The organism is Mesorhizobium temperatum, assembly GCF_002284575.1.
In the GTDB taxonomy this organism is placed as follows: domain Bacteria; phylum Pseudomonadota; class Alphaproteobacteria; order Rhizobiales; family Rhizobiaceae; genus Mesorhizobium; species Mesorhizobium temperatum.
Genome location: NZ_NPKJ01000048.1, coordinates 126,628 through 146,892, shown reverse-complemented (window position 1 = coordinate 146,892; position 20,265 = coordinate 126,628). Strand labels below are relative to the sequence as shown.

The window sequence follows — 20,265 nt, the reverse complement described above, 5'->3', positions numbered from 1 at the left end:
GCATGGTGCCAAAAAACCTGCCCTCGGGCTCGGCCATCGGGGTGCGCAGCAGTTTTGGGATAACGATATCAAGGAAGTCAAATGGTTGGCCCGACCGTGCCGTGATCGACGGTCAGGAACTGCGCGCGTCCCTTGAGACTGGAAAACAGCGCCGCATCGGTCCCGGTCATGAAAGCCTGGCAATTCAGCTCTTCCAGGATCGAGAACAGCGCGGCGCGCCGGCCTGCGTCGAGATGGGCAGCGATCTCGTCGAGCAGCAGGATCGGCGTCATGCCCGACATCTCGCCGGTCAGCCGGGCATGCGACAGGACCATGCCGACCAGCAGCGCCTTCTGCTCGCCGGTCGAACAGAGTTCGGCCGGCATCGCCTTGGGCCGGTGCCGCACCACGAGGTCCGAACGGTGCGGGCCGTCGAGCGTGCGGCCGGCGGCGCGGTCGCGATCGCGGCCTTCGGCAAGCGCTTGGCGGAACCGTTCCTCGACATCGACAGCCGCGGAGGTGCCGACTTCACTTTCCAGCGCGCCGGACAGGCCGATGTCGGCTTGCGGAAATGGACCGGCACTTGGCAGCCTGTCGATCATGGCGGCGAGCAGGCGCACCAGTTCGGCACGCGCCGCGGCAATCGCCACACCGGTTTCGGCCATTTGCGTCTCGATCGCATCGAACCAGGCGCCGTCACGCGAGCCTTCGGCGAGCAGCCGATTGCGGCCGCGCATCGCTTTTTCGTAGTCGAGCGCGCGCTGGCCGTGGCCGGGATCGATCGCCAGGACCTGCCGGTCGAGAAAGCGCCGGCGGTCTGCGGCCGGCCCGGTGAACAATGCATCCATCGCCGGTGTGAGCCAGACGACGCGCAGCCATTCCAGCATGTCCTCCGCCGAGCGCGCTGCCGCGCCATTGATCCGCACCCGCCGGCCGCTCTCGCCGGCGGCATCGCCGCCTGCAACGCCGGTGCCGATCTCGACCGGTCCGTCCGGCCCATCGAGCCGGGCATGGATGGCAAAGCCGCCGTCGCCGCCTTCACGCGCCACATCGGCATAAGGTGCACGGCGCAGGCCGCGACCCGGTGTCAGCAGGGAAATCGCTTCCAGCAGGTTGGTTTTGCCGGCGCCATTGTCGCCGGAAAAAACCACGGCGCCGGGGTCGAGGCCGATCGACAGCGTTGCGTAATTGCGGAAATTCGTAAGTGACAGCTTACTTATATGAGTCTGCTGATCGTGCTCAGGCTGCTTCGCAACTCCGGTCATGACAGCAAGATGGCCTCGTTCCGGCCTATACCCGCATCGGCATCAGCACGTAGAGCGTGGTTTCGTCGGCCATGTCGTGGATCAGCGTTGGCGAACCGGCGTCCGCCAGCATGAATTTTGCCTCAGTGCCGGTCAACTGGGCGGCGACGTCGAGCAGATATCTGGCGTTGAAGCCGATTTCGATCGCGTCGGACGAATAATCCGCGGCCAGTTCCTCGGTGGCGCTGCCCGAATCCGGATTGTTGACCGCAAGCGTGACCTGGCCTTCTCCAATCGAAAGCTTCACCGCCCGGCCGCGTTCGGACGAAATGGTCGAGACGCGGTCGACGGCGGCGGCGAAACTCTGGCGGTCGATGATCAGCTTCTTGTCGTTACCGGTGGGGATGACCCGCTGATAGTCCGGGAAGGTGCCGTCGATCAGCTTCGAGGTCAAAACGACACTGCCGATGGTGAAACGGATCTTGGTGTCGGACAATTCGGTGGTCACGGCGACGTCCGGGTCATCGACAAGCTTTTGCAACTCGCTGACCGTCTTGCGCGGAATGATGATGCCCGGCATGCCTTCGGATCCTGCCGGCGCGTCGATCTCGGCGCGCGCCAGCCGATGGCCGTCGGTCGCTACCGAGCGCAGCTTCAGCTTGCCGTCGGCGTCATGCGTGTGCAGATAGATGCCGTTCAGGTAGTAGCGCGTCTCTTCGGTGGAGATGGCGAATTGGGTCTTCTCGATCAGGCCCTTGAGCGCGACCGAATCGAGCCGGAAGATATGCGAGAACGATCCGGCCGAAAGCTCCGGGAAATCGGATTGCGGCAGGCACTGGAGACGGAAGCTTGAGCGGCCCGAGGTCACCGTCATGGCGTTGCCGTCCTCGTCGGTCTTCAGCATGACCTCCGCGCCGTCGGCGAGCTTGCGCACGATGTCGTAGAGCAGATGCGCCGGAACCGTCGTCGCCCCGCCGCGCTCAACCTTGGCGGGCGTGGCTTCGGTCACCTCCAGATCGAGGTCGGTGGCCTTCATTTCGAGGGTGGCGCCTTCGGCGCTCAGCAGCACGTTCGAAAGGATCGGTATGGTGTTGCGCCGCTCGACCACGCGATGAACGTGGTTGAGCGACTTCAGGAGATTTGACCGTTCCAGGATAACACGCATGACGAAACAGGCTCGCTTGAATGAATGAGCGGGTCTCCGGCAAGCGGCAACCCGCGAAAGCTCTGAACAGGCTCAGAATCTGCACAAACTGACAGGAAAAAACCCGTAAGCGCAAGCCCGCGCTACCGGTTCGGGCCGGTTACGCGGGCTTTCTGGGGATAAAACTGGCAAAGTCCGCAAGCCAATGCTTGTCGCCCAAAAGCATGCCCTCGGGCCTGACCCGAGGGTGCGCAGCGGTTTTGGGGCAACGACATGCATAAAAACAAAGATTTCAAGCGCGTCGCAGCCATCCAAATGCGACGCGCTTTTGTTTTTCGGGCCGGTCAGGCCTGATCGTTGATGAGTCTTCTCAGCAATTCGAGCTCCTGCGCCAGCGTGTTGTCGACGCCTGAAAGATCCTCGATCTTGCGCACGGCATGCAGCACCGTCGTGTGGTCGCGGCCACCGAAACGACGTCCGATCTCCGGCAAGGAGCGCGGTGTCATCACCTTCGACAGGTACATGGCGACCTGCCGCGGCTTTACGATCGTACGCGTGCGCCGGTTGGACAGAAGTTCGGTCTTCGACACATTGTAGTGGCGCGCGACGATGCGCTGGATGTCCTCGATGCGCACCCGCTTCGGCTCGCCCGAACGATAGATGTGGCCGAGGATCTCGTCGATGCGGTCGATGGTGATCTGCGGTTCGAACGACTGGCGGAACAGGAGCTGGTTGAACGCACCTTCGAGTTCGCGCCCGCTGCCGGTCACCGTGCGAGCGACATGGTTGAGAATCTCCTCCGAGATGTCGAGCGACGCGTCATCGGCCTTGGCGGTGGCAAGGCGCAGCTTGAGCATGCCGATCCGCATGGCGAAATCCGGCGCCGACATTTCGAGCGCGACACCGCCGTTGAGGCGCGAGCGGACGCGAGGCTCCAGCGATTCCAGTTCCGACGGCGGTCGGTCGGCTGCAACCACCACCTGCTTGGCGCTGTCGAGCAGCATGTTGATCAGATGGCAGAATTCATGCTGGATCGACTTGCCTTGCAGGAACTGCATGTCGTCGATGATGAGAAGGTCGATGTCGCGCAGCTGTTCCTTCAGCGTCAGCGCGTTGTTGTCGCGGATCGCGGTAGCAAACCGCCACATGAAATATTCGGCGGTGAGATAGACGACACGCGACTTCGGATTCTGCTTCAGCGATTCCGCCGCGATCGCCTGCAGCAGGTGAGTCTTGCCCAGCCCCACCGTCGCGTGAAGAAACAGAGGATTGAAGCGCACCGCGCTCGACTGCGATTCCGCCACGGCTTTGGCGGCGGCGAAGGCCACCCGGTTTGACGGTCCCTCGATGAAAGAGCCGAACGTGTAGCGCGGGTCTAGCGGCGAACCGAGCACATTGTGCCGGAACTCGGTCTCTGCGGGCGTTCCCGGGCGAGGTGCCGGTACCCGCTCCAGCCTGCCGGGGCTTGCTGTTCCCGCGGCCAGCGCCGTTTGCGCTTGCCTGGTCATCTTGCGCGCCGGGGCCACTTCGGGCTCGACGCCGTTGCGCCCCGGGCGGGTTGCGGTGCGCACCACGATCTCGATCTTGAGGATTTCAGGATCCTCGTGTTTCCACAGCTCGGCGATGAGGTCGAGATAGTGGCCGTTGATCCACGAGCGCAGGAAGGCGGTGGGAACCGAGATGCGGACAATGCCCCGGGACGCCTCGGCGACCTTCATGCGTCCAAACCAGCTCGAATAGACTTCGGTTCCAAGACGCGCCTTCAACTGGGCCTTCACCCGGTCGAACTTTTGTTCCGCGTCGATGGAAGCCGACATATCGTCCCCTTCGGTTAAGGTTCCAGGGAATGGGAGGTCGCCCGTAAGCTCCCTTTCGATGCCGCTCTGCATGATCGAGTTCCTTGTCCTTTTGTACCTTTTTCCGCCGGGAATGCGCCTCCTGCATCCATGTTTCCGGCGACCGTGTCCTCGCTGCGACACCATCGCCGCCGCCGGCAGATGATGTCGCCTCATTGTCAGGGAACCGGCGCCGCCTCATCAGAGCCAGCCCGCTTTGGTCATGTCAGGGCGATACAATTCCGTCCGGCGAAAACGCCGGCGCGTCATTGATCTGCCATGTACAATTACGCCAATCCCCTACCGTATCGAAAAGACAAACCAAGCCCGTACGCGGAAATAATCCACGTCACTAATTCTGCCATTTTTTGCTGGCCGATTCAGGCTGGGTTAAGGGCCAACGGCCCGTCCCTCTCGATAGACCGACATTAACGAAATCGCTGTGGATAGGGCAAGGCCACGACTAACGGATTTTTAAGGAATGTGGTTAGCGCAGACGGGTTCGGAGCCTGCGTTGCACTGGCATGTTTTGACAAAGCCATTGTGATTCAAACCCTTTTCCGGCGAATATGAAAAAGGCCGCATCGCGCGAAATTTTCTGAAATAATTTTCTTGACAGGCAAATGTTCCCCGTCCCTCGCGCCCGATGTGAACAAGCTGTGGATGACCGTCAATAACTTATTGAAATATAAAGCTGATTTTCGACAGCTGATATTGTCGCCGTGAACGCTTTCAGCGGCCGCGCCTATCAGCAGGCATGTATATGCCGGCAAAGCTTTTCGAACATTGAAATCGTGCGGAGTGTCCGTTTGCGAGATTTCTTTTTAAGTACTTGCCGGCAAACGAAAAAACCCGGCACGAGCGGCCGGGCTTGAAGAGGACAAGATCAGTAAAGGTATATTAGGCCGACAGCACCTTGAGTCGCTGGGCCAGGCGCGACACCTTGCGGGATGCCGTATTCTTGTGCACCACGCCCTTGGTCGCGGCGCGCATCAATTCCGGTTCCGCCACCTTGAAAGCAGCCTGCGCGGCGGCCTTGTCGCCCGAGGCGAGCGCCTCTTCGACCTGGCGGATGTAGGTCCGCACGCGCGAGCGGCGGTTCTTGTTGATCGCCGTGCGACGGGCGATCTTGCGCGTTGCCTTTTTGGCCGAGGAGGTATTGGCCATGATGCCTCTCTTCTGATCTGGTGGCGCACGCGGGATGTCGCAGGGCGCAAAAACAAACGGGCAGCCACAGGGCCGCCTCGGTTGGTGCGGCTTATAGTTCAGCTTTTCCGGCGCGTCAACGCTGCTTCGCCTTCTTTTTGGCCGCTGCTGTCGCTCGCTTCTGGCCGTTGTCGTCACGATCTACCGGTTCGTGAAATTTGGCTTCCGTTTCTCGGCAAAGGCCGCCATGCCTTCCTTCTGGTCATCGAGCGCAAACAGCGAGTGAAACAGTCGGCGCTCGAACCGCAGCCCTTCGGCCAGTGTCGTTTCATAGGCGCGGTTGACGGCCTCTTTCGCCATCATCACCGACGGCAGCGAAAAATCGGCTATCTTGGCTGCCGCCTTCAATGCCTCCTCGAGCAGCTCGCCGGCGGGCACGACACGTGACACCAGGCCGCAACGCTCGGCTTCCGCCGCATCCATCATCCGTCCGGTCAGGCACATGTCCATCGCCTTCGATTTGCCGACGAAGCGGGTGAGGCGCTGTGATCCGCCCATGCCCGGCATGACGCCGAGTGTGATCTCGGGTTGGCCGAATTTGGCGTTGTCGGCGGCGATGATGAAATCGCACATCATCGCCAGTTCGCAGCCGCCGCCGAGAGCATAGCCGGCCACCGCCGCGATAACAGGCTTGCGCGCCCGGGTGAACTCTTCCCAGCCGACAAAGAAATCCTGCACATAGGCGTCGACAAAGGAGATCGCCTGCATTTCCTTGATGTCCGCACCTGCCGCGAAGGCTTTTTCGGAGCCGGTGATGACCATCGCGCCGATGTCGGCATTCGCGCAGAAGCCGTTCACGGCCGCGACCACTTCCGTCAGGACCTGGGAGTTCAGCGCATTGAGCGCCTTCGGCCGGTTCAGCGTGATCAGCCCGACCTTGCCGCGGATTTCGACGATAATCGTTTCATAGGCCATGACTGTATCTCCTCACTCGGTCATCTGGCTTACATCTGGCGTCCAACTCGGCATCTAGGTCACACCCGGCACCTAGCTCGCACCCGGCACCTAGCTCACAACTGACAAGTCCGGCAATAGAAGGTGGAACGCCCGCTTTGCACGATGCGCTCTATGTGGCCGCCGCAGCCGTGCTTGGAGCAGGGTTCGCCCTCGCGATCATAGACCGCGAACGAATGCTGGAAATAGCCCAGAGACCCGTCGGTCTGCACATAGTCGCGCAGCGACGATCCGCCGGCGGCGATCGCATCGGCAATCACCGCGCGGATTGCTTCGGCAAGGGCGTCGCGCTGCTGTTTGGCCTTCTTTCCAGGCTTTGCGATGGTGCCCGCCTCGCGCAACGGCGACAGACCGGCGCGCCACAGGGCCTCCGACACATAGATATTGCCGAGCCCGGCGATCAACCGCTGATCGAGAAGTGCTGCCTTCAGCGGCGACTTCCGGCCTTTCAGCAGCGAGGCGAGCAGCTCGCCGTCCAAAGCATTGCCTGTCGGCTCGACGCCCAGCCCCGCCAGCATCGGATGCGTGTCGGGCGCCCCTTCGGAAAACAGCATGAAGCCGAAACGGCGCGGATCGTTGAAAGTCACGCGGGACCGGGCGCCTTCGGGAGAGACGATATGGAAGACGACATGGTCGTGCACCGCGCTTTTCGAGCGCTCGAGATAAAACGCGCCCAACATTTCGCTGCTATCGGGCATTTCGCCGTCATCGGACGTTTCGATGCGGAACGAACCCGACATGCCGAGATGGCAGATCAGCACCGGACCGCCTTCGAGATGCATCGTCAGGTATTTGGCCCGGCGGCCGAGCGCCGTAATCGTCTTGCCGGTCAGCCTCTCCAAGAATTTTTCGGGAAACGGAAAGCGCAGGTCGGGCCGGCGTGCCTCGACGCGGGCGATGCGGGAGCCTTCCAGAACCGGCTGCAGGCCCCGCCGCACCGTTTCGACCTCAGGCAACTCAGGCATGGCCGCCTATCGTTGTATAGAAGGAGGTGCCGTGACGGCCGCGTGCCAGCCCAAGATGCTCGGCGACGGTTTCACCGATGTCGGCGAAGGTCGTTCTGAGCCCAATGTCGCCGCCAAAACCTGGTCCCGTGCCGATCACCGGAATGCGTTCGCGTGTATGATCGGTGCCGTGCCAGGTCGGATCGTTGCCATGGTCGGCCGTGAGGATGAGAAGGTCGCCATGCCTCAGCCGTGCAAGCGCCTCCGGCAGCCGCCGGTCGAAGGCCTCGAGCGCGGCGGCATAGCCGGCAACGTCGCGCCGATGGCCGAACTCTGTGTCGAAATCGACGAAATTGGCGAAGACGAGATCGCCGTCGCCCGCGTCATCCATCGCGCCGAGCGCTTTGTCGAACATCGCCATGTTGCCGGCGGCCTTGCGCACTTCCGATATGCCGCGATGGGCGAAGATGTCGCCGATCTTGCCGACCGCGATGACCCGGCTGCCGCGCGCCGTCAGCCGGTCGAGCAGGGTCGGTTCGGGCGGCGGCACCGAATAGTCCCGGCGGTTGTGCGTCCGTTCAAAGCTGGCGGCGGTTTCCCCAATGAAAGGCCGCGCGATCACCCGTCCGATGTTCAGCGGATCGACCAGCCTGCGCACCACCTTGCAGAATTCGTAGAGCCGTTCCAGGCCGAAGTGAACTTCATGCGCGGCGATCTGTAGGACGGAGTCGACCGAAGTGTAGCAGATCGGCTTGCCGGTGCGGATATGCTCCTCGCCGAAACGCTCGATGATCTCGGTGCCCGGGGCATGGCAATTGCCGAGAATGCCCGGCACCTCTCCTTCGCGGATGATCGCTTCGGTCAGGTCGGCTGGAAAGGCGGGAACCGTGTCCGGGAAATAGCCCCAGTCGAAGCGGACCGGCAGGGCGGCGATTTCCCAATGGCCCGATGGCGTGTCCTTGCCGCTCGAAATCTCCTGCGCCGCGCCATGGAACGAGGAGGCGAGCTGGACCTTGCTGCCGATGTCGATGCTGAATCCCGCCGCGGTTTTCGCCGCGTGACCCAGGCCGAGCGAGAGCATGTTGGGTACGAAAAGCGGGCCTTTGCGCAGCCCCTCGCGATCCGCCCGGCCCTCCGCGCAGGCTCTGGCGATGTGTCCGAACGTGTTGGAACCGGCGTCGCCATAGCGCTCGGCGTCAGCCGCGCCGCCGATGCCGAAGGAATCGAGAACAAAAAGAAAGGCGCGCGCCATGGCAGGGGTTCATTATTATCGTTTGTCTGTCCGCCCAGACATAGGGGGCGGCGCCGCCATTGGCAATTCGGAAGCAGACGGCTTGGCGCGATAGTTGAGATGTGGACACGAACCGTGCCGATGTCATCCTCGCCATTCGGCGCGCACTGGGTTCGACCAGGCCGCACCCAGCAGAGCCACGATGGCTGCGAGGCCATCGAGGCGTCGCCGACCGTGTTCCTCATCAATCTCAGATCGACGTCGAATGTCCTCTTCTGGAATCAAAACATTCCGGCGGCTTCGCCGTCGCCGCCCCGAAGGATCATGCAATGGCTGCAGCCATCGTGCGCCTTGTGTCAGGCAACGACCGATAGCTATGTCGGCCGGAGTTTGGCGCGGTCGTTTCAGCAGGTGCTGCAGGGAATCGTCGGGCTCCTGCGGGGCCTGAGATAATAGGTTTCGCGCATCGATATCGAGTCGAAAGCCGAACTCAATCCAAGCCGTTTCTCACTGTCCGCCGACCAGGTGATGATCGGCTGGTATGCGAGATTGCTTTCGACGCGAATGAGAAAGGTGCCCTTGATCTCGAGCGTCGGTGCAACCGTGGTGATGGAGTTTTTGGCGGCGCCGGCGCTGAAGGCGCCACCGACCATTTTGCGTGACCAAACGACCACCATCTTCGGCGTCGCTTCGTCCGTGACCTGGATTGCGGTGATGATGATTTCCGGGGTCGATCGGTTGTACGGCTGAAGGGCGGAGTTGCCGATCTGCATGATCGCATCGAGATCGGCTGCCGTGATGGTCTGCTGCTGGGTAACGAGATCCGCCACCATGCTGCCGATGCGACTGACCTTCTTGCTGGTCTCGATGGCTTGCGAGGCTTCCATAGTCATGAAGTACATGATCAGCAGGACGGGCACGATGAAGGCAAACTCAACCGCCGCGACACCGCGGCGATCGCAGCAGAACCGGATGGCTTTCGCGCAGATCCCAGCGACCCTCATATGTGCCCCCGCACGCGCCATGCCCTCGTCCTTTTCCACCCACGCAACGGTGCGTTTTCAGTTGTCGAACGGCTCGTTCTGCCAGGTCACCGATGCGAAATGCAGCGTGTTGCCGTCTTTCAGATTGGCCATCGACTTGGCCATGAAATCGGTCATGACGGGCCATTTGTAAAAAACCCGCAGCATGTTTATCGATTCAGCCAAGCCCGGGGCCACCGTGAAGGTCTTCGCACTCGTGCCTTGCGTCAGCACGATCTCACCGTCTTGGATCTTGAAGCGTGCGGAGGCCGCATCGGCGAAGGTCGGATATTCGCGCAGATCCACCAGCAATCCGGGGCAGTCCTTTGCGACCATGATTTCCAGCCGGCTGCAGATCATGGTCTTCAGCGTGGCCTCCGTTACGTTGGCCTGCCTTATCTGGCCCGTCCGTAGCTGGCGCGCGACATCGTCGGCGATATTGGCCATTACCTCTTGCCCGGCAAATGAAATGCAGCTCTCCAGTATGGCAAAGACGAGGAGCGCAAATGGCACCGCAAGCATCGCGAATTCCAAAGCCGTGCTGCCGCGCCGGTCGCCAAGGAAGCGCGTTGAAAAGCCTGCTGGTCCTGCTTTGCTCATGTCCCGCGCCTGCCGATCCTGAAGGGGTGTCGGAGGGAACATTAGCGCAAACCCATTGAAGTGCGGTTTGGATGATCGTTAAATTCGAGGGAAAGGTTTTAACAGGCCGATAACCGAAGCGGCATTTCAGCGAGACGAGACGGTCAGGTCGCTACCGGCCGGCGCTTATCTCGGCTTCCGAGGCCTTCTCCGCATCGCTTTTATACGAGCTTTCGCAATACGGCGTGCACGACATGGTCTGTATTTCGGCACGCCGATAGATGCGCACCGACGACGCGTCCTGTCGCACGACGGTGATCTGCTCGTCGACGATCGGACGGCCCTCTTGATCTAGGACAACGAGGTTGGTGACGCCAAAGCCCTTGCCCGTCAGCACGATCGTCGAAGCATCCTGCACGGCGGCGTCGGCGATCGCCGGGTTGCCGACGACGATCGTATCGGCGGCGCGCGACAGTTTGACGATCTTCGCCTGGTTCATCGTGACCTCGATGCCGGCACCAGCCTTGGCCGGCACGACAAAGGCCGTGGCGGCAAGAAGCGCGACAATCGGGAATGACGATCTCGGCCCGGTCATTGAAGCGCTCCACGGCGGCAAACTGCTCAACGGAACATGAACGAGATTGGTGAACCAACGGTTAAGCGGATGGGGAGGCGTGATGATGTCGGGATCGGCATCGTGATCGCCTGAAGCGGGTCGCCCCTTTCCCAATCGCTGAATTGCGGCTTTCGCGCCCTTTGGCGTGCCGGTCGGGTCCATTAGGCGCACTTAGTTTACGGTTAACCACGGCATGTCATCGAAGCCGGAAAGGAATCGGTAAGGCTGTTTATTAAGCCGATCGAAAGAGCTTCCCCATAGATTGGCAGCATCCGATCAGCCGCCAAGAGAAGTTGACGGAATTGCTGTAACACCTGGAGTAGGAGCTCTCGAATGTCTAATCTCATTGCACGTTTTGTGAAGGACGAATCCGGCGCGACCGCTATCGAATACGGTCTGATCGCCGCTCTCATCGCGCTCGCCATCATGGTCGGCGCCGGCTCGCTGGGCAACGCGCTGAACGCGAAGTTCAACGGGATCGCCACTACGCTCAACAACGCCGGCTAATAGCGACATCTGGTCGTTTTCGGATCAAGGGCCGCCTCGTTGGCGGCCCTTGATCATTGTGTCAGGCGATTTTGAATGTGTCAGGCGATTTTGAAATTTCGGCCTCATCAATCGTTAATCGGACATATCTAAGCTGGGCCAGGTACAGTGACCATAGGCCCGCGCCGATGCTTGAAGCCCTGATCTTCGTCGTCTTTCCGTTCTGCATGCTCTTTGCCGCGATCTCCGACATGCTGTCGATGACGATCGCCAATCGCGTGCCGGTGCTGCTTGTGGCCGTCTTCGCCCTGGTCGCGCCGCTGACGGGCATGGACTGGGCAACCTATGGCTGGCATTTCGCCGCCGGCGGCCTGGTTCTCGCCCTGACCTTCGCTCTGTTCGCGCTCGGCGGCATGGGAGGCGGCGACGCCAAGCTACTGGCCGCCACTGCCCTCTGGATGGGGCTGAACATCCATCTCATTCAATATCTCGTAGCCTCGACATTCATCGGTGGCCTGCTGACGCTCGCCATCCTCGTCTATCGGAAATCGCCGCTTGCGGCCGTCACAAGCCACAATCCGTTTCTACGCCATTTCGCCGACGAGACGACCGGCGTTCCCTATGGCATCGCGCTCGGCATTGGCGGGCTGCTCACCTTTCCGAACTCGCCGTTGATGGCGTGGGCGCTGGCAAGGCTGGCGGCTTAATTCTCGCCATCAATCTTCCCTCGTCAGACCAGCCTTCCCTTCTTCGATCTGGCCTTTGGGCAGGCGGCTTGGGCGCCTTTTTTGCGGTCCGGACCGGATGCCTCAAATTTATGTAAACCTTAAATTAATCACGATCGTAAGTATTAAATTAACCTTGTTTTGACGATTGCCGCTGCAAGGTCCGGCTTGGCTACGTGGATTTGCCAAAACAAGGTTCGGACAGATGCCAGCATCCCGACTGATCATTCTGGGCGTGGCGGTGGCCGCGGCAGGTGGCGCAGGCTATGTCGCAAAAAACATGGCCACGGCTCCGCCGCCTCAAATCGTCGATTCCGGCCCCAAGGCGCCGGCAATCGCGCTGCAGGACGTGCTTGTCCTGTCCGGCGACGTTCCGATGGGCAGCCCGCTCGAGAACAACATCAGCTGGCAGTCCTGGCCGGCCGACGGCATCAACGCGAATTTCATAACCCGCGCTGCGGAGCCCGATGCGCTTGAGAAACTGAAAGGCGGCGTCGCCCGTGTTGCGATGTATGCCGGTGAGCCGCTGCGGCGGTCCAAACTGATCGGCGAGGGACAGAGCTTCATGTCGTCGATCCTGCCCTCCGGCATGCGGGCAGTTGCCACAGCCGTATCGGCCGACACTTCGGCCGGCGGCTTCATTCTTCCCAATGATTTCGTCGACGTCATCATGACCCGCAGAGCCGATGCCGCGGGCGGCGGCAGCGGGTTTACGACCGAAACCATTCTCAAGAACATTCGCGTCCTGGCGATCGACCAGACCATCCAGGAGGACGAGGAAGGCAAGAGGACCAGGGTCGGCCAGACCGCGACGCTGGAGCTGACACCGCAGCAGGCGGAAATCATCACCGTCGCCCAGCAGATGGCGGATCGCCTGACATTGGCGCTGCGGTCGATCAGCGACACTCAGGAGAAGAATCTGGGCGAGGCCGACTATCTCGTTTCCGGCAATGGGCGGCGCGGAACGGTGCGATTGATCAAGTCAGGCGAAGTTTCCGAAGTGGGAGCAAGGCAATGAGGCTAAACGCTAGACTGCCGGTCGCCCTGGCTGCGGCTATCGGCCTGTTCCTCCTTGGGACGAATGCGCAAGGCCCCGTCGAGGCGAATGCAGCAGGCAGGAACGCCGAGGTGTCGGCTTCGACCGCCACCCAGCGCGTCAAGCTCGGTCTCAACAAATCGGTGGTCATCGACCTGCCTAGCGATGCCTATGATATTCTCGTCGCCAACCCGGCGGTCGCCGATGCGGTGACCCGCACCGCCAGGCGCATCTATCTGTTCGGAAAGGCGGTGGGCGACACCAACATCTTCGTCTTCGGCCCCAATGGCGAACAGATCGTCAGCCTGGATCTGGCGGTCGAGCGGGACGTTGCCGGACTGGAAGACTATATCAGGCGCTTCATACCGTCATCGACCATCACGGTCGAATTGCTGAACGACAACGTCGTCCTGACCGGAACCGTGGACACTCCCCTGGATGCCAAGCGCGCGGTCGATCTGGCCACCATCTTCGTGTCCGGCGGTGAAGCGACCACGGGACAATATTCGCAGACCGCCTCCGGCGGCTCGGCCGAAGCCGGTGTCGACATCGACAATCCGGATTCCGAGCGTCGCGTCAGCCAGATCGTCAACCTGCTGCAGATCATCGGCGACGACCAGGTGACGCTGAAGGTGACGGTTGCGGAAGTTAGCCGCTCGGTGATGAAGCAGTTGGGCGTCAACCTGATTGGCGACGGCGGCAGCAACGGCATCAGTTGGGGAGCGTTGAGCTCGCCGGCATACGGATTGGGAAAACCCCTGTCGCAATTTTCGGGAGCTTCAATCGGCACCTCGGCGCTTCAAGCATACATAAACGCCATGGAGCAAAGCGGTGTCATGAAGACGCTGGCCGAGCCGACACTGACCGCGGTCTCGGGCGAGAAAGCGACATTCAAGGTCGGCGGTGAATTCAATCTAATCACAAGCCGAACGAACAACGTTTCAAGCGACAATCAAACGGGCCAGGTTACTTACACCAACGAAAAGCTCGAATATGGAATTGGCCTCGAATTCCAGCCTGTCGTGCTCTCGGCGGGCCGCATCAGCCTTAAAGTGAGGACGTCGGTTTCGGAGCCTACGACGGAAGGCGCCACAGTGCTCGAAGCGGCCGGCGATTTGCCCGGCACCACTTTGCTGTCGATCCGCAAGCGGCTGGCCGACACCACCGTTGAACTGCCTTCCGGCGGTTCCATGATGATAGCCGGCCTCGTTAGAGACGACATCCGGCAGGCGGTCGCGGGGCTGCCCGGGCTGACCAAGATCCCGGTGCTCGGCACGCTGTTCCGCAGCAGGGACTTCGTCCGCAACGAAACCGAGCTCGTCATCATCATCACGCCCTATTTGGTGAAGCCGGTGACGCGCAACGCTCTTGCCAAGCCGGACGACAATTTCAACGCCGCCAGCGATGGCGCCGGCATGTTCCTTGGCCGTGTCAATCGCGTCTACGGCAGCATGCAGACCGACAAGCCCAACGGCCGTTACCACGGCGTTGTCGGCTTCATCTACAAGTAAGCGGGGAAGCGGACATGTCTCAGTCAGCGTTGAAGGCAAGGACGATCACCGCAGCGATGCGACCCGGCCGTTCGCGGCTCTACCGGCCGGTCCTTCCGGTCCTGGCGGTTGCGGTCGCGGCATTGCTGGCGGGCTGCGCCAACCGGGACAGCATCACGGTCGGCGCTGTCCCGGATGACTATCGCACCAACCATCCGATCGTGATTGCGGAGAAAAACGAGAAGATCGACCTTCCGGTTGGCGCCGGCGATCGCGGCATGACCGGGTCTCAGCGCGACACCCTTCTGGGCTTCCTGGACGGCTATGACAAGAGCGCCGCTCCGACCCTGACGATCTCGATCCCGAGCGGTTCGGCCAACGAGATCGCCGCGACCGCGGCCGGTCGCGATTTCGCCAGACTTGCGATTGCCAGCGGCATCAGCCGGAACCGGATCGTCATGACCAGCTACCAGTCGGTTTCGGCCGAAGCGTCGGCGCCGATCCGCGTCGCCTATGTCTCGGTGAAGGCGCAGACCGACAGATGCGGACGCTGGCCCGAAGACCTGCTGCAGACCTCGGAAAACAAGCACCATGCCGATTTCGGCTGCTCGTATCAGAACAATCTTGCCGCCCAGATGGCAAATCCGACCGATCTGCTCGGACCGCGCAAGCAATCCGATATCGACGCGGAAAATCGCGGCGCGGTGATCGACGTCTACCGCCAGAGAGGCATTTCGGAAGAGTTCTTCGGCAATTCGGAAGTTGAGTATTGAGCTTGAGCCGCGCAAGTCACGGAAAGAAATGACGATGAGCAATCTTGCCTACGACACAGCGGTAGATGGCGGCGAAACCTCGCAGCAGGACATCGCCGCCATGCAGGCGTTGCGACCGATTCCGCGTATCTCGATCCAGGCATTTTGCGAGACCGAGGGCGTTGCCAATCCGGTCGAGCGCGCCGGCGAGGATCGTCGCATGGCGAAGGCCCATCTGAAGGTCCATATGGGCGGCATCGCCACCGCCATCGAATTCTATCAATCGGCGCCGACGCCGAACCTGATCCTGCTGGAATCGCGCAGCGAGCCGACGCAATTGCTGGAGCAGCTCACGCAGCTCGCCGAATATTGCGATCCGACCTCGAAGGTCGTGGTCATCGGCCACTACAATGACGTCGGGCTTTATCGCGAGCTCATCCGCTCCGGCATTTCCGAATATGTCATCGCGCCGGTGTCGATGGCCGATATCGTCAGCGTGATATCGTCGATTTTCGTTGATCCGGAAGCCGAGCCGATCGGCCGCTCGATCGCCTTCATCGGCGCCAAGGGTGGCGTCGGGTCCTCGACCATTGCCCACAATGTGGCTTGGGCGATGTCGTCGCTGTTCAAGTCCGAAGTGGTTGTCGCCGATCTCGACCTGGCTTTCGGAACGGCCAACATCAATTTCGATCAGGATCCGGCGCAAGGCATTGCCGAAGCCGTTTTCTCACCGGAGCGCATCGACGAGGTCTATCTCGATCGGCTGCTTGCCCAGTGCGCCCAGCATCTGTCGCTGCTTGCAGCGCCTTCAACGCTCGAGCGGGTCTACGATTTCGATCCCGACGCTTTCACGCAGCTTATCGACACGGCGCAGCGCAGCGTGCCGCTTCTGGTGCTCGATGTTCCGCACGTCTGGACAGGCTGGACCAAGAGCATACTGGTCAAGGCCGACGAGATTGTGATCACGGCGACGCCGGAACTGGCCAATCTGCGCAACACCAAGAATCTGGTCGACATGTTCAAGCGGCTTCGCCCGAACGATCCACCGCCCAAGCTGATCATCAATCAGGCCGGCGTGCCAAAGCGTCCGGAGATTACGTCATCCGACTTCGCCGACTCGCTCGGCCTGTCGCCGATGTCGGTTATTCCTTTCGAGCCGCTGCTGTTCGGAAACGCCGCCAACAACGGGCGCATGCTCGGCGAAATGGATGCCAAGAACCCGGTTGTCGCCACGATCAACGAGATTGCGCATGTGCTGACCGGGCGCAGCGAAATCAAGGCAAGAAAGAAAGCGGGCCTCGGCAATCTCCTTGGCAAGCTCTCGCGCAGCAAGAAGTGATGCTTTTGGAGCGGAATTGGTAGTCGATCATGTTTGGTAAAAGAGGCAGCGACGACGGCAGCCGGTTCACCCCGGAACTCCGTCAGCCGGCACCTGCGCCTGCCGCGCCGGCGTCGGCAAACTCTGCAGAAACGTCGGTTCTTGCCAAGCCCGCACCGCCGCCGTCGCTTGGCGCGTCTGCTGCGCCGCCTGTGCGCCGTGCGGTCGAGGCGCCGCCATTGGCGCCGGAGCCGAAAAAGGTCCAGCGCCAAAAGAGCGAAACCTACTACGATACCAAGAGCCAGGTCTTTTCCGCGCTCATTGACACGATCGACCTGTCGCAGCTCGCCAAACTCGATCCCGAAAGCGCACGCGAGGAAATCCGCGACATCGTCAACGACATCATCGCGATCAAGAATTTCGCGATGTCGATCGCCGAGCAGGAAGAACTGCTCGAGGACATCTGCAATGACGTGCTGGGTTACGGGCCACTGGAACCATTGCTCGCCCGCGACGACATCGCCGACATCATGGTCAACGGTTCCAAGAACGTCTACATCGAGGTCAACGGCAAGGTCGAGCAGACCGGCATCCGTTTCCGCGACAACCAGCAGCTCCTCAACATCTGTCAGCGCATCGTCAGCCAGGTTGGCCGCCGCGTCGATGAATCGAGCCCGATCTGCGACGCACGCCTTCCCGATGGCTCCCGCGTCAACGTCATCGCGCCGCCGCTTGCCATCGACGGCACCGCGCTCACCATCCGCAAGTTCAAGAAGGACAAGCTGACGCTCGACCAGCTGGTCAAGTTCGGCGCCATTTCGCCGCACGGCGCCGAGATCCTCAAGATCATTGGACGCGTCCGCTGCAACATCGTCATTTCGGGCGGTACCGGTTCGGGCAAGACCACGCTGCTCAACTGCCTGACCAATTATATCGACCGCGAGGAGCGCGTCATCACCTGTGAGGACTCGGCCGAGCTGCAACTGCAGCAGCCGCATGTCGTACGTCTGGAAACCCGCCCGCCCAACCTCGAGGGTGAGGGCGAGGTGACCATGCGCGACCTGGTCAAGAACTGCCTGCGCATGCGGCCCGAGCGCATCATCGTTGGCGAAGTGCGCGGACCTGAGGTGTTCGACCTTCTGCAGGCGATGAACACCGGTCACGACGGCTCGATGGGCACGATCCACTCGAACAGCCCGCGCGAATGCCTGAACCGTATCGAATCGATGATCGCGATGGGCGGCTTTACGCTGCCGCAGAAAACCGTCCGTGAAATCGTCGTCGGTTCCGTGGACGTGATCATCCAGGCCGCACGCCTGCGCGACGGATCGCGGCGCATCACCCACATCACCGAGGTGATCGGAATGGAAGGCGACGTCATCATCACGCAGGACATCGTCCTCTACAACATAAAGGGCGAGGACGTGAATGGCAGGCTGCTGGGTGAGCACGTGTCGACAGGTATTGGGCGCCCGCATTTCTGGGACCGCGCCCGCTACTATGGCGAGGAACAGCGCCTCGCCAACGCGCTCGAGGCGATGGAGAAGCGCGCTGACTGATGCATTTGGAGGCGTAGGGGCCAAGGTCGATGTTCGGGATTGACGGCACCGTATTGGCATTCATCGTGCTCGCCGGCTTCAGCGCCGGCGCGGTGGCCTATGCTTTTCTGTTCAACCAGATCAGCACCGAGAAGCAAGTCGGCAGGCGGCTCGAAACGATCAAGACCGCCGAGACGGATGGCGCCGTCGTCAAGGCCTCGCGCGATCGCGTAGCGGAAGCGGCCAAGCGGCGCAAATCGGTTCAGGATTCACTGAAGGACCTCGAACAGAAGCAAAAAACCAACCAGAGTGTCGTCAAAAAGCCGCCACTGAAGGCCCAGATTCGTCAGGCGGGCATGAAGATGTCGCTTGAGCGCTTCTATCTCTACTCGGCGGTTTGCGGCGTCGTCCTGACGTTTCTTGCCTATTTCTTCGGCGCGCCGCTTTATGTCTTGCCCGGCGCGCTGCTGGTCGGCGTCCTCGGCCTGCCACGCTGGTTCGTCTTGTTTTGCCGCGCCCGCCGGGTGAAGGCGTTCCTCAACGAATTTCCGAACGCGCTCGACATCATCGTGCGTGCAGTCAAATCCGGCCTGCCGCTGAACGACGCCATCCGCCTGATCGCCAACGAAGCCCCTGAACCGGTCAAGACCGAGTTCCGCCGCATCGTCGATTCGCAGCAGATGGGCCTGTCGATCCCCGACGCCAGCATGCGTATGGCCGAAACGATGCCATGCACGGAAGCGAGCTTCTTCGGCATCGTCATCCAGATCCAGTCCCAGGCCGGCGGCAATCTTTCCGAGGCGCTGGGCAATCTTTCGCGCGTGCTTCGCGACCGCAAGAAAATGAAGGCTAAGGTCCAGGCGCTGTCCATGGAAGCGAAGGCATCCGCCGTCATCATCGGTGCGTTGCCGTTCGTCGTCGCCTTTCTCGTCTACCTGACAAGCCCGAACTACATCATGCCTCTGTTTACCACCAGCACCGGCCATCTGATCCTCGGCTGCTCGGCGGTCTGGATGTCGATCGGCATCCTGGTGATGCGCAAGATGATGAACTTCGAAGTTTAGGATTTCGAGCGCATGACTGAGAACGTCGTCAAAACGCTTACGGATCCGGCATTTCTGATTGCCTTGCTGGTCGGCATTGCGGTGTTTGCGACCGTCTTCACGCTGCTGCCTGCCTTTGGCGGAAACCAGCTCAAGGCGCGCATGAAATCCGTGGCGCTGGAGCGCGACGAATTGCGCGCCAAGCAGCGTGCGCGGCTTGCCGTCGAGGCCGATCGCCGCCGCAAGGGCCTGCGCGAGGAACAGTCGATCGGCATGCGCAATATTGTCGATCGGCTGGACCTGAGGCGCGCCCTGGCCGATGAAGGCACCTTGCAGAAACTCAAGGTGGCTGGCTTTCGCGGGCAGAATCCGCTGACGCGTTTCCTTTTCTTCCGTCTGGTCCTGCCCTTTGTCGGCTTTGCCCTGGCTGCAATGTATCTGTTCGTGCTCGGGGGGTTGCCGGAGCAGCCGCCTCTCATCAAATTGTTCGTCTGTATCGTCGTCGCCTATGCCGGTTTTTACGCGCCGGTGCTCTATGTCAACAACCGCGCCACCAAGCGCAAGCAGTCGATCCAGATGGCATGGCCGGACGCGCTCGATCTGATGCTGATCTGCGTCGAATCCGGCATGTCGGTGGAGGCGGCGTTTCGTAAGGTCGCGGACGAGATCGGCGCGCAATCGGTGGCACTTGCCGAAGAGTTCATCCTGACCAATGCCGAGCTTTCTTATTTGCAGGAACGCAAGCAGGCTTACGAAAACCTTGCGAGCCGCACGGGCCTGGAATCGGTCAAGTCGGTGTCGCAGGCGCTGGTCCAGGCCGAGCGCTACGGCACGCCGGTGGCGCACGCGCTACGCGTGCTTGCCGGCGAAAGCCGCGACATGCGCATGAACGCTGCCGAGAAGAAGGCCGCGGCCTTGCCGCCGAAGCTCACCGTGCCGATGATCCTGTTCTTCCTGCCGGTGCTGTTCGCCATCATCCTGGGCCCCGCCGGTATCCAGGTGAGCCAGCGCGGCATCTTCGGCGACCAGCCGACATCGAGCAGCCAATAGCCTCGCCAAGGCGACAACACATGCGAATGCCGCGGTGCTGATGCAACGCGGCTTGGTATTTCCGGCATGTCGA

Annotated in this window: 19 protein-coding genes and 1 pseudogene; 10 read left to right on the top strand and 10 right to left on the bottom strand. The window is 61.3% G+C overall.

Annotation, left to right across the window (positions count from 1 at the left end; genetic code table 11):
• Nucleotides 1-77 precede the first annotated feature (77 nt).
• The 7 genes from recF to CIT26_RS16640 form a co-directional block, all read right to left on the bottom strand.
• The gene (gene recF / locus CIT26_RS16670) at nt 78-1,244 is read right to left on the bottom strand and encodes a DNA replication/repair protein RecF (protein WP_095493589.1); all 1,167 of its coding nucleotides are present in this window, start codon (nt 1,242-1,244) and stop codon (nt 78-80) included.
• Nucleotides 1,245-1,269: 25 nt separating this feature from the next.
• Nucleotides 1,270-2,388 carry a DNA polymerase III subunit beta gene (dnaN, locus tag CIT26_RS16665; RefSeq protein ID WP_095493588.1) on the bottom strand — a complete coding sequence of 373 codons (1,119 nt, stop codon included), beginning with the start codon at nt 2,386-2,388 and terminating at the stop codon, nt 1,270-1,272.
• 323 nt (nt 2,389-2,711) lie between these two features.
• Nucleotides 2,712-4,256 carry a chromosomal replication initiator protein DnaA gene (dnaA, locus tag CIT26_RS16660; RefSeq protein ID WP_095493587.1) on the bottom strand — a complete coding sequence of 515 codons (1,545 nt, stop codon included), beginning with the start codon at nt 4,254-4,256 and terminating at the stop codon, nt 2,712-2,714.
• An 846-nt stretch (nt 4,257-5,102) separates the two neighbouring features.
• Nucleotides 5,103-5,369 carry a 30S ribosomal protein S20 gene (gene rpsT, locus CIT26_RS16655; protein ID WP_029356919.1) on the bottom strand — a complete coding sequence of 89 codons (267 nt, stop codon included), beginning with the start codon at nt 5,367-5,369 and terminating at the stop codon, nt 5,103-5,105.
• Nucleotides 5,370-5,549: 180 nt separating this feature from the next.
• Nucleotides 5,550-6,323 carry an enoyl-CoA hydratase gene (locus CIT26_RS16650; protein ID WP_095493586.1) on the bottom strand — a complete coding sequence of 258 codons (774 nt, stop codon included), beginning with the start codon at nt 6,321-6,323 and terminating at the stop codon, nt 5,550-5,552.
• 95 nt (nt 6,324-6,418) lie between these two features.
• On the bottom strand, nt 6,419-7,327 hold the full coding sequence (gene mutM, locus CIT26_RS16645) for a bifunctional DNA-formamidopyrimidine glycosylase/DNA-(apurinic or apyrimidinic site) lyase (protein WP_095493585.1): 909 nt from the start codon (nt 7,325-7,327) through the stop codon (nt 6,419-6,421).
• Nucleotides 7,320-8,558 carry a phosphopentomutase gene (locus CIT26_RS16640; RefSeq protein WP_095493584.1) on the bottom strand — a complete coding sequence of 413 codons (1,239 nt, stop codon included), beginning with the start codon at nt 8,556-8,558 and terminating at the stop codon, nt 7,320-7,322. Before CIT26_RS16640 ends, mutM begins: the two co-directional genes overlap by 8 nt.
• A 210-nt stretch (nt 8,559-8,768) precedes the next feature.
• Here CIT26_RS16640 and CIT26_RS38800 point away from each other — a divergent pair.
• Nucleotides 8,769-8,911, top strand: a pseudogene (locus CIT26_RS38800) (phosphate/phosphite/phosphonate ABC transporter substrate-binding protein); the annotation flags it as partial.
• Nucleotides 8,912-8,941: 30 nt separating this feature from the next.
• On the opposite strand, the gene CIT26_RS16630 reads toward CIT26_RS38800, so the two are convergent.
• The 3 genes from CIT26_RS16630 to CIT26_RS16620 form a co-directional block, all read right to left on the bottom strand.
• Entirely contained in the window at nt 8,942-9,562 is a 621-nt protein-coding gene (locus tag CIT26_RS16630; RefSeq protein WP_095493582.1) for a TadE/TadG family type IV pilus assembly protein, read from the bottom strand.
• 36 nt (nt 9,563-9,598) lie between these two features.
• Nucleotides 9,599-10,159 carry a TadE/TadG family type IV pilus assembly protein gene (locus CIT26_RS16625; RefSeq protein WP_095493581.1) on the bottom strand — a complete coding sequence of 187 codons (561 nt, stop codon included), beginning with the start codon at nt 10,157-10,159 and terminating at the stop codon, nt 9,599-9,601.
• Between the two features lie 151 nt (nt 10,160-10,310).
• Entirely contained in the window at nt 10,311-10,733 is a 423-nt protein-coding gene (locus tag CIT26_RS16620) for a pilus assembly protein N-terminal domain-containing protein (protein ID WP_095493580.1), read from the bottom strand.
• Nucleotides 10,734-11,087: 354 nt separating this feature from the next.
• On the opposite strand from CIT26_RS16620, the gene CIT26_RS16615 reads away from it, so the two are divergent.
• The 9 genes from CIT26_RS16615 (at nt 11,088) to CIT26_RS16575 (ending at nt 20,192) form a co-directional block, all read left to right on the top strand.
• Complete coding sequence (locus CIT26_RS16615) at nt 11,088-11,261, top strand: Flp family type IVb pilin (RefSeq protein WP_095493579.1); 174 nt, start codon at nt 11,088-11,090, stop codon at nt 11,259-11,261.
• A 167-nt stretch (nt 11,262-11,428) separates the two neighbouring features.
• Complete coding sequence (locus CIT26_RS16610) at nt 11,429-11,947, top strand: A24 family peptidase (protein WP_095493578.1); 519 nt, start codon at nt 11,429-11,431, stop codon at nt 11,945-11,947.
• 223 nt (nt 11,948-12,170) lie between these two features.
• Entirely contained in the window at nt 12,171-12,983 is an 813-nt protein-coding gene (cpaB, locus tag CIT26_RS16605) for a Flp pilus assembly protein CpaB (protein ID WP_095493577.1), read from the top strand.
• A complete protein-coding gene (locus tag CIT26_RS16600; RefSeq protein WP_095493576.1) occupies nt 12,980-14,512 on the top strand; it encodes a type II and III secretion system protein family protein in 1,533 nt (510 codons plus the stop codon). Before cpaB ends, CIT26_RS16600 begins: the two co-directional genes overlap by 4 nt.
• A 14-nt stretch (nt 14,513-14,526) precedes the next feature.
• The gene (locus tag CIT26_RS16595; RefSeq protein ID WP_095493575.1) at nt 14,527-15,264 is read left to right on the top strand and encodes a CpaD family pilus assembly protein; all 738 of its coding nucleotides are present in this window, start codon (nt 14,527-14,529) and stop codon (nt 15,262-15,264) included.
• Nucleotides 15,265-15,298: 34 nt separating this feature from the next.
• A complete protein-coding gene (locus CIT26_RS16590) occupies nt 15,299-16,582 on the top strand; it encodes a CpaE/TadZ family protein (protein ID WP_206072774.1) in 1,284 nt (427 codons plus the stop codon).
• A 29-nt stretch (nt 16,583-16,611) separates the two neighbouring features.
• A complete protein-coding gene (locus tag CIT26_RS16585; RefSeq protein ID WP_095493573.1) occupies nt 16,612-18,120 on the top strand; it encodes a TadA family conjugal transfer-associated ATPase in 1,509 nt (502 codons plus the stop codon).
• 29 nt (nt 18,121-18,149) lie between these two features.
• Complete coding sequence (locus tag CIT26_RS16580) at nt 18,150-19,163, top strand: type II secretion system F family protein (protein ID WP_095493572.1); 1,014 nt, start codon at nt 18,150-18,152, stop codon at nt 19,161-19,163.
• Nucleotides 19,164-19,175: 12 nt separating this feature from the next.
• On the top strand, nt 19,176-20,192 hold the full coding sequence (locus CIT26_RS16575) for a type II secretion system F family protein (protein ID WP_095493571.1): 1,017 nt from the start codon (nt 19,176-19,178) through the stop codon (nt 20,190-20,192).
• Nucleotides 20,193-20,265: the final 73 nt, after the last annotated feature.

Coding starts and splice junctions, on each gene's coding strand:
- recF (WP_095493589.1), bottom strand. CDS start 1,244: ATGACCGGAGTTGCGAAGCAGCCTGAGCACGATCAGCAGACTCATATA.
- dnaN (WP_095493588.1), bottom strand. CDS start 2,388: ATGCGTGTTATCCTGGAACGGTCAAATCTCCTGAAGTCGCTCAACCAC.
- dnaA (WP_095493587.1), bottom strand. CDS start 4,256: ATGCAGAGCGGCATCGAAAGGGAGCTTACGGGCGACCTCCCATTCCCT.
- rpsT (WP_029356919.1), bottom strand. CDS start 5,369: ATGGCCAATACCTCCTCGGCCAAAAAGGCAACGCGCAAGATCGCCCGT.
- CIT26_RS16650 (WP_095493586.1), bottom strand. CDS start 6,323: ATGGCCTATGAAACGATTATCGTCGAAATCCGCGGCAAGGTCGGGCTG.
- mutM (WP_095493585.1), bottom strand. CDS start 7,327: ATGCCTGAGTTGCCTGAGGTCGAAACGGTGCGGCGGGGCCTGCAGCCG.
- CIT26_RS16640 (WP_095493584.1), bottom strand. CDS start 8,558: ATGGCGCGCGCCTTTCTTTTTGTTCTCGATTCCTTCGGCATCGGCGGC.
- CIT26_RS16630 (WP_095493582.1), bottom strand. CDS start 9,562: ATGGCGCGTGCGGGGGCACATATGAGGGTCGCTGGGATCTGCGCGAAA.
- CIT26_RS16625 (WP_095493581.1), bottom strand. CDS start 10,159: ATGAGCAAAGCAGGACCAGCAGGCTTTTCAACGCGCTTCCTTGGCGAC.
- CIT26_RS16620 (WP_095493580.1), bottom strand. CDS start 10,733: ATGACCGGGCCGAGATCGTCATTCCCGATTGTCGCGCTTCTTGCCGCC.
- CIT26_RS16615 (WP_095493579.1), top strand. CDS start 11,088: ATGTCTAATCTCATTGCACGTTTTGTGAAGGACGAATCCGGCGCGACC.
- CIT26_RS16610 (WP_095493578.1), top strand. CDS start 11,429: ATGCTTGAAGCCCTGATCTTCGTCGTCTTTCCGTTCTGCATGCTCTTT.
- cpaB (WP_095493577.1), top strand. CDS start 12,171: ATGCCAGCATCCCGACTGATCATTCTGGGCGTGGCGGTGGCCGCGGCA.
- CIT26_RS16600 (WP_095493576.1), top strand. CDS start 12,980: ATGAGGCTAAACGCTAGACTGCCGGTCGCCCTGGCTGCGGCTATCGGC.
- CIT26_RS16595 (WP_095493575.1), top strand. CDS start 14,527: ATGTCTCAGTCAGCGTTGAAGGCAAGGACGATCACCGCAGCGATGCGA.
- CIT26_RS16590 (WP_206072774.1), top strand. CDS start 15,299: ATGAGCAATCTTGCCTACGACACAGCGGTAGATGGCGGCGAAACCTCG.
- CIT26_RS16585 (WP_095493573.1), top strand. CDS start 16,612: ATGTTTGGTAAAAGAGGCAGCGACGACGGCAGCCGGTTCACCCCGGAA.
- CIT26_RS16580 (WP_095493572.1), top strand. CDS start 18,150: ATGTTCGGGATTGACGGCACCGTATTGGCATTCATCGTGCTCGCCGGC.
- CIT26_RS16575 (WP_095493571.1), top strand. CDS start 19,176: ATGACTGAGAACGTCGTCAAAACGCTTACGGATCCGGCATTTCTGATT.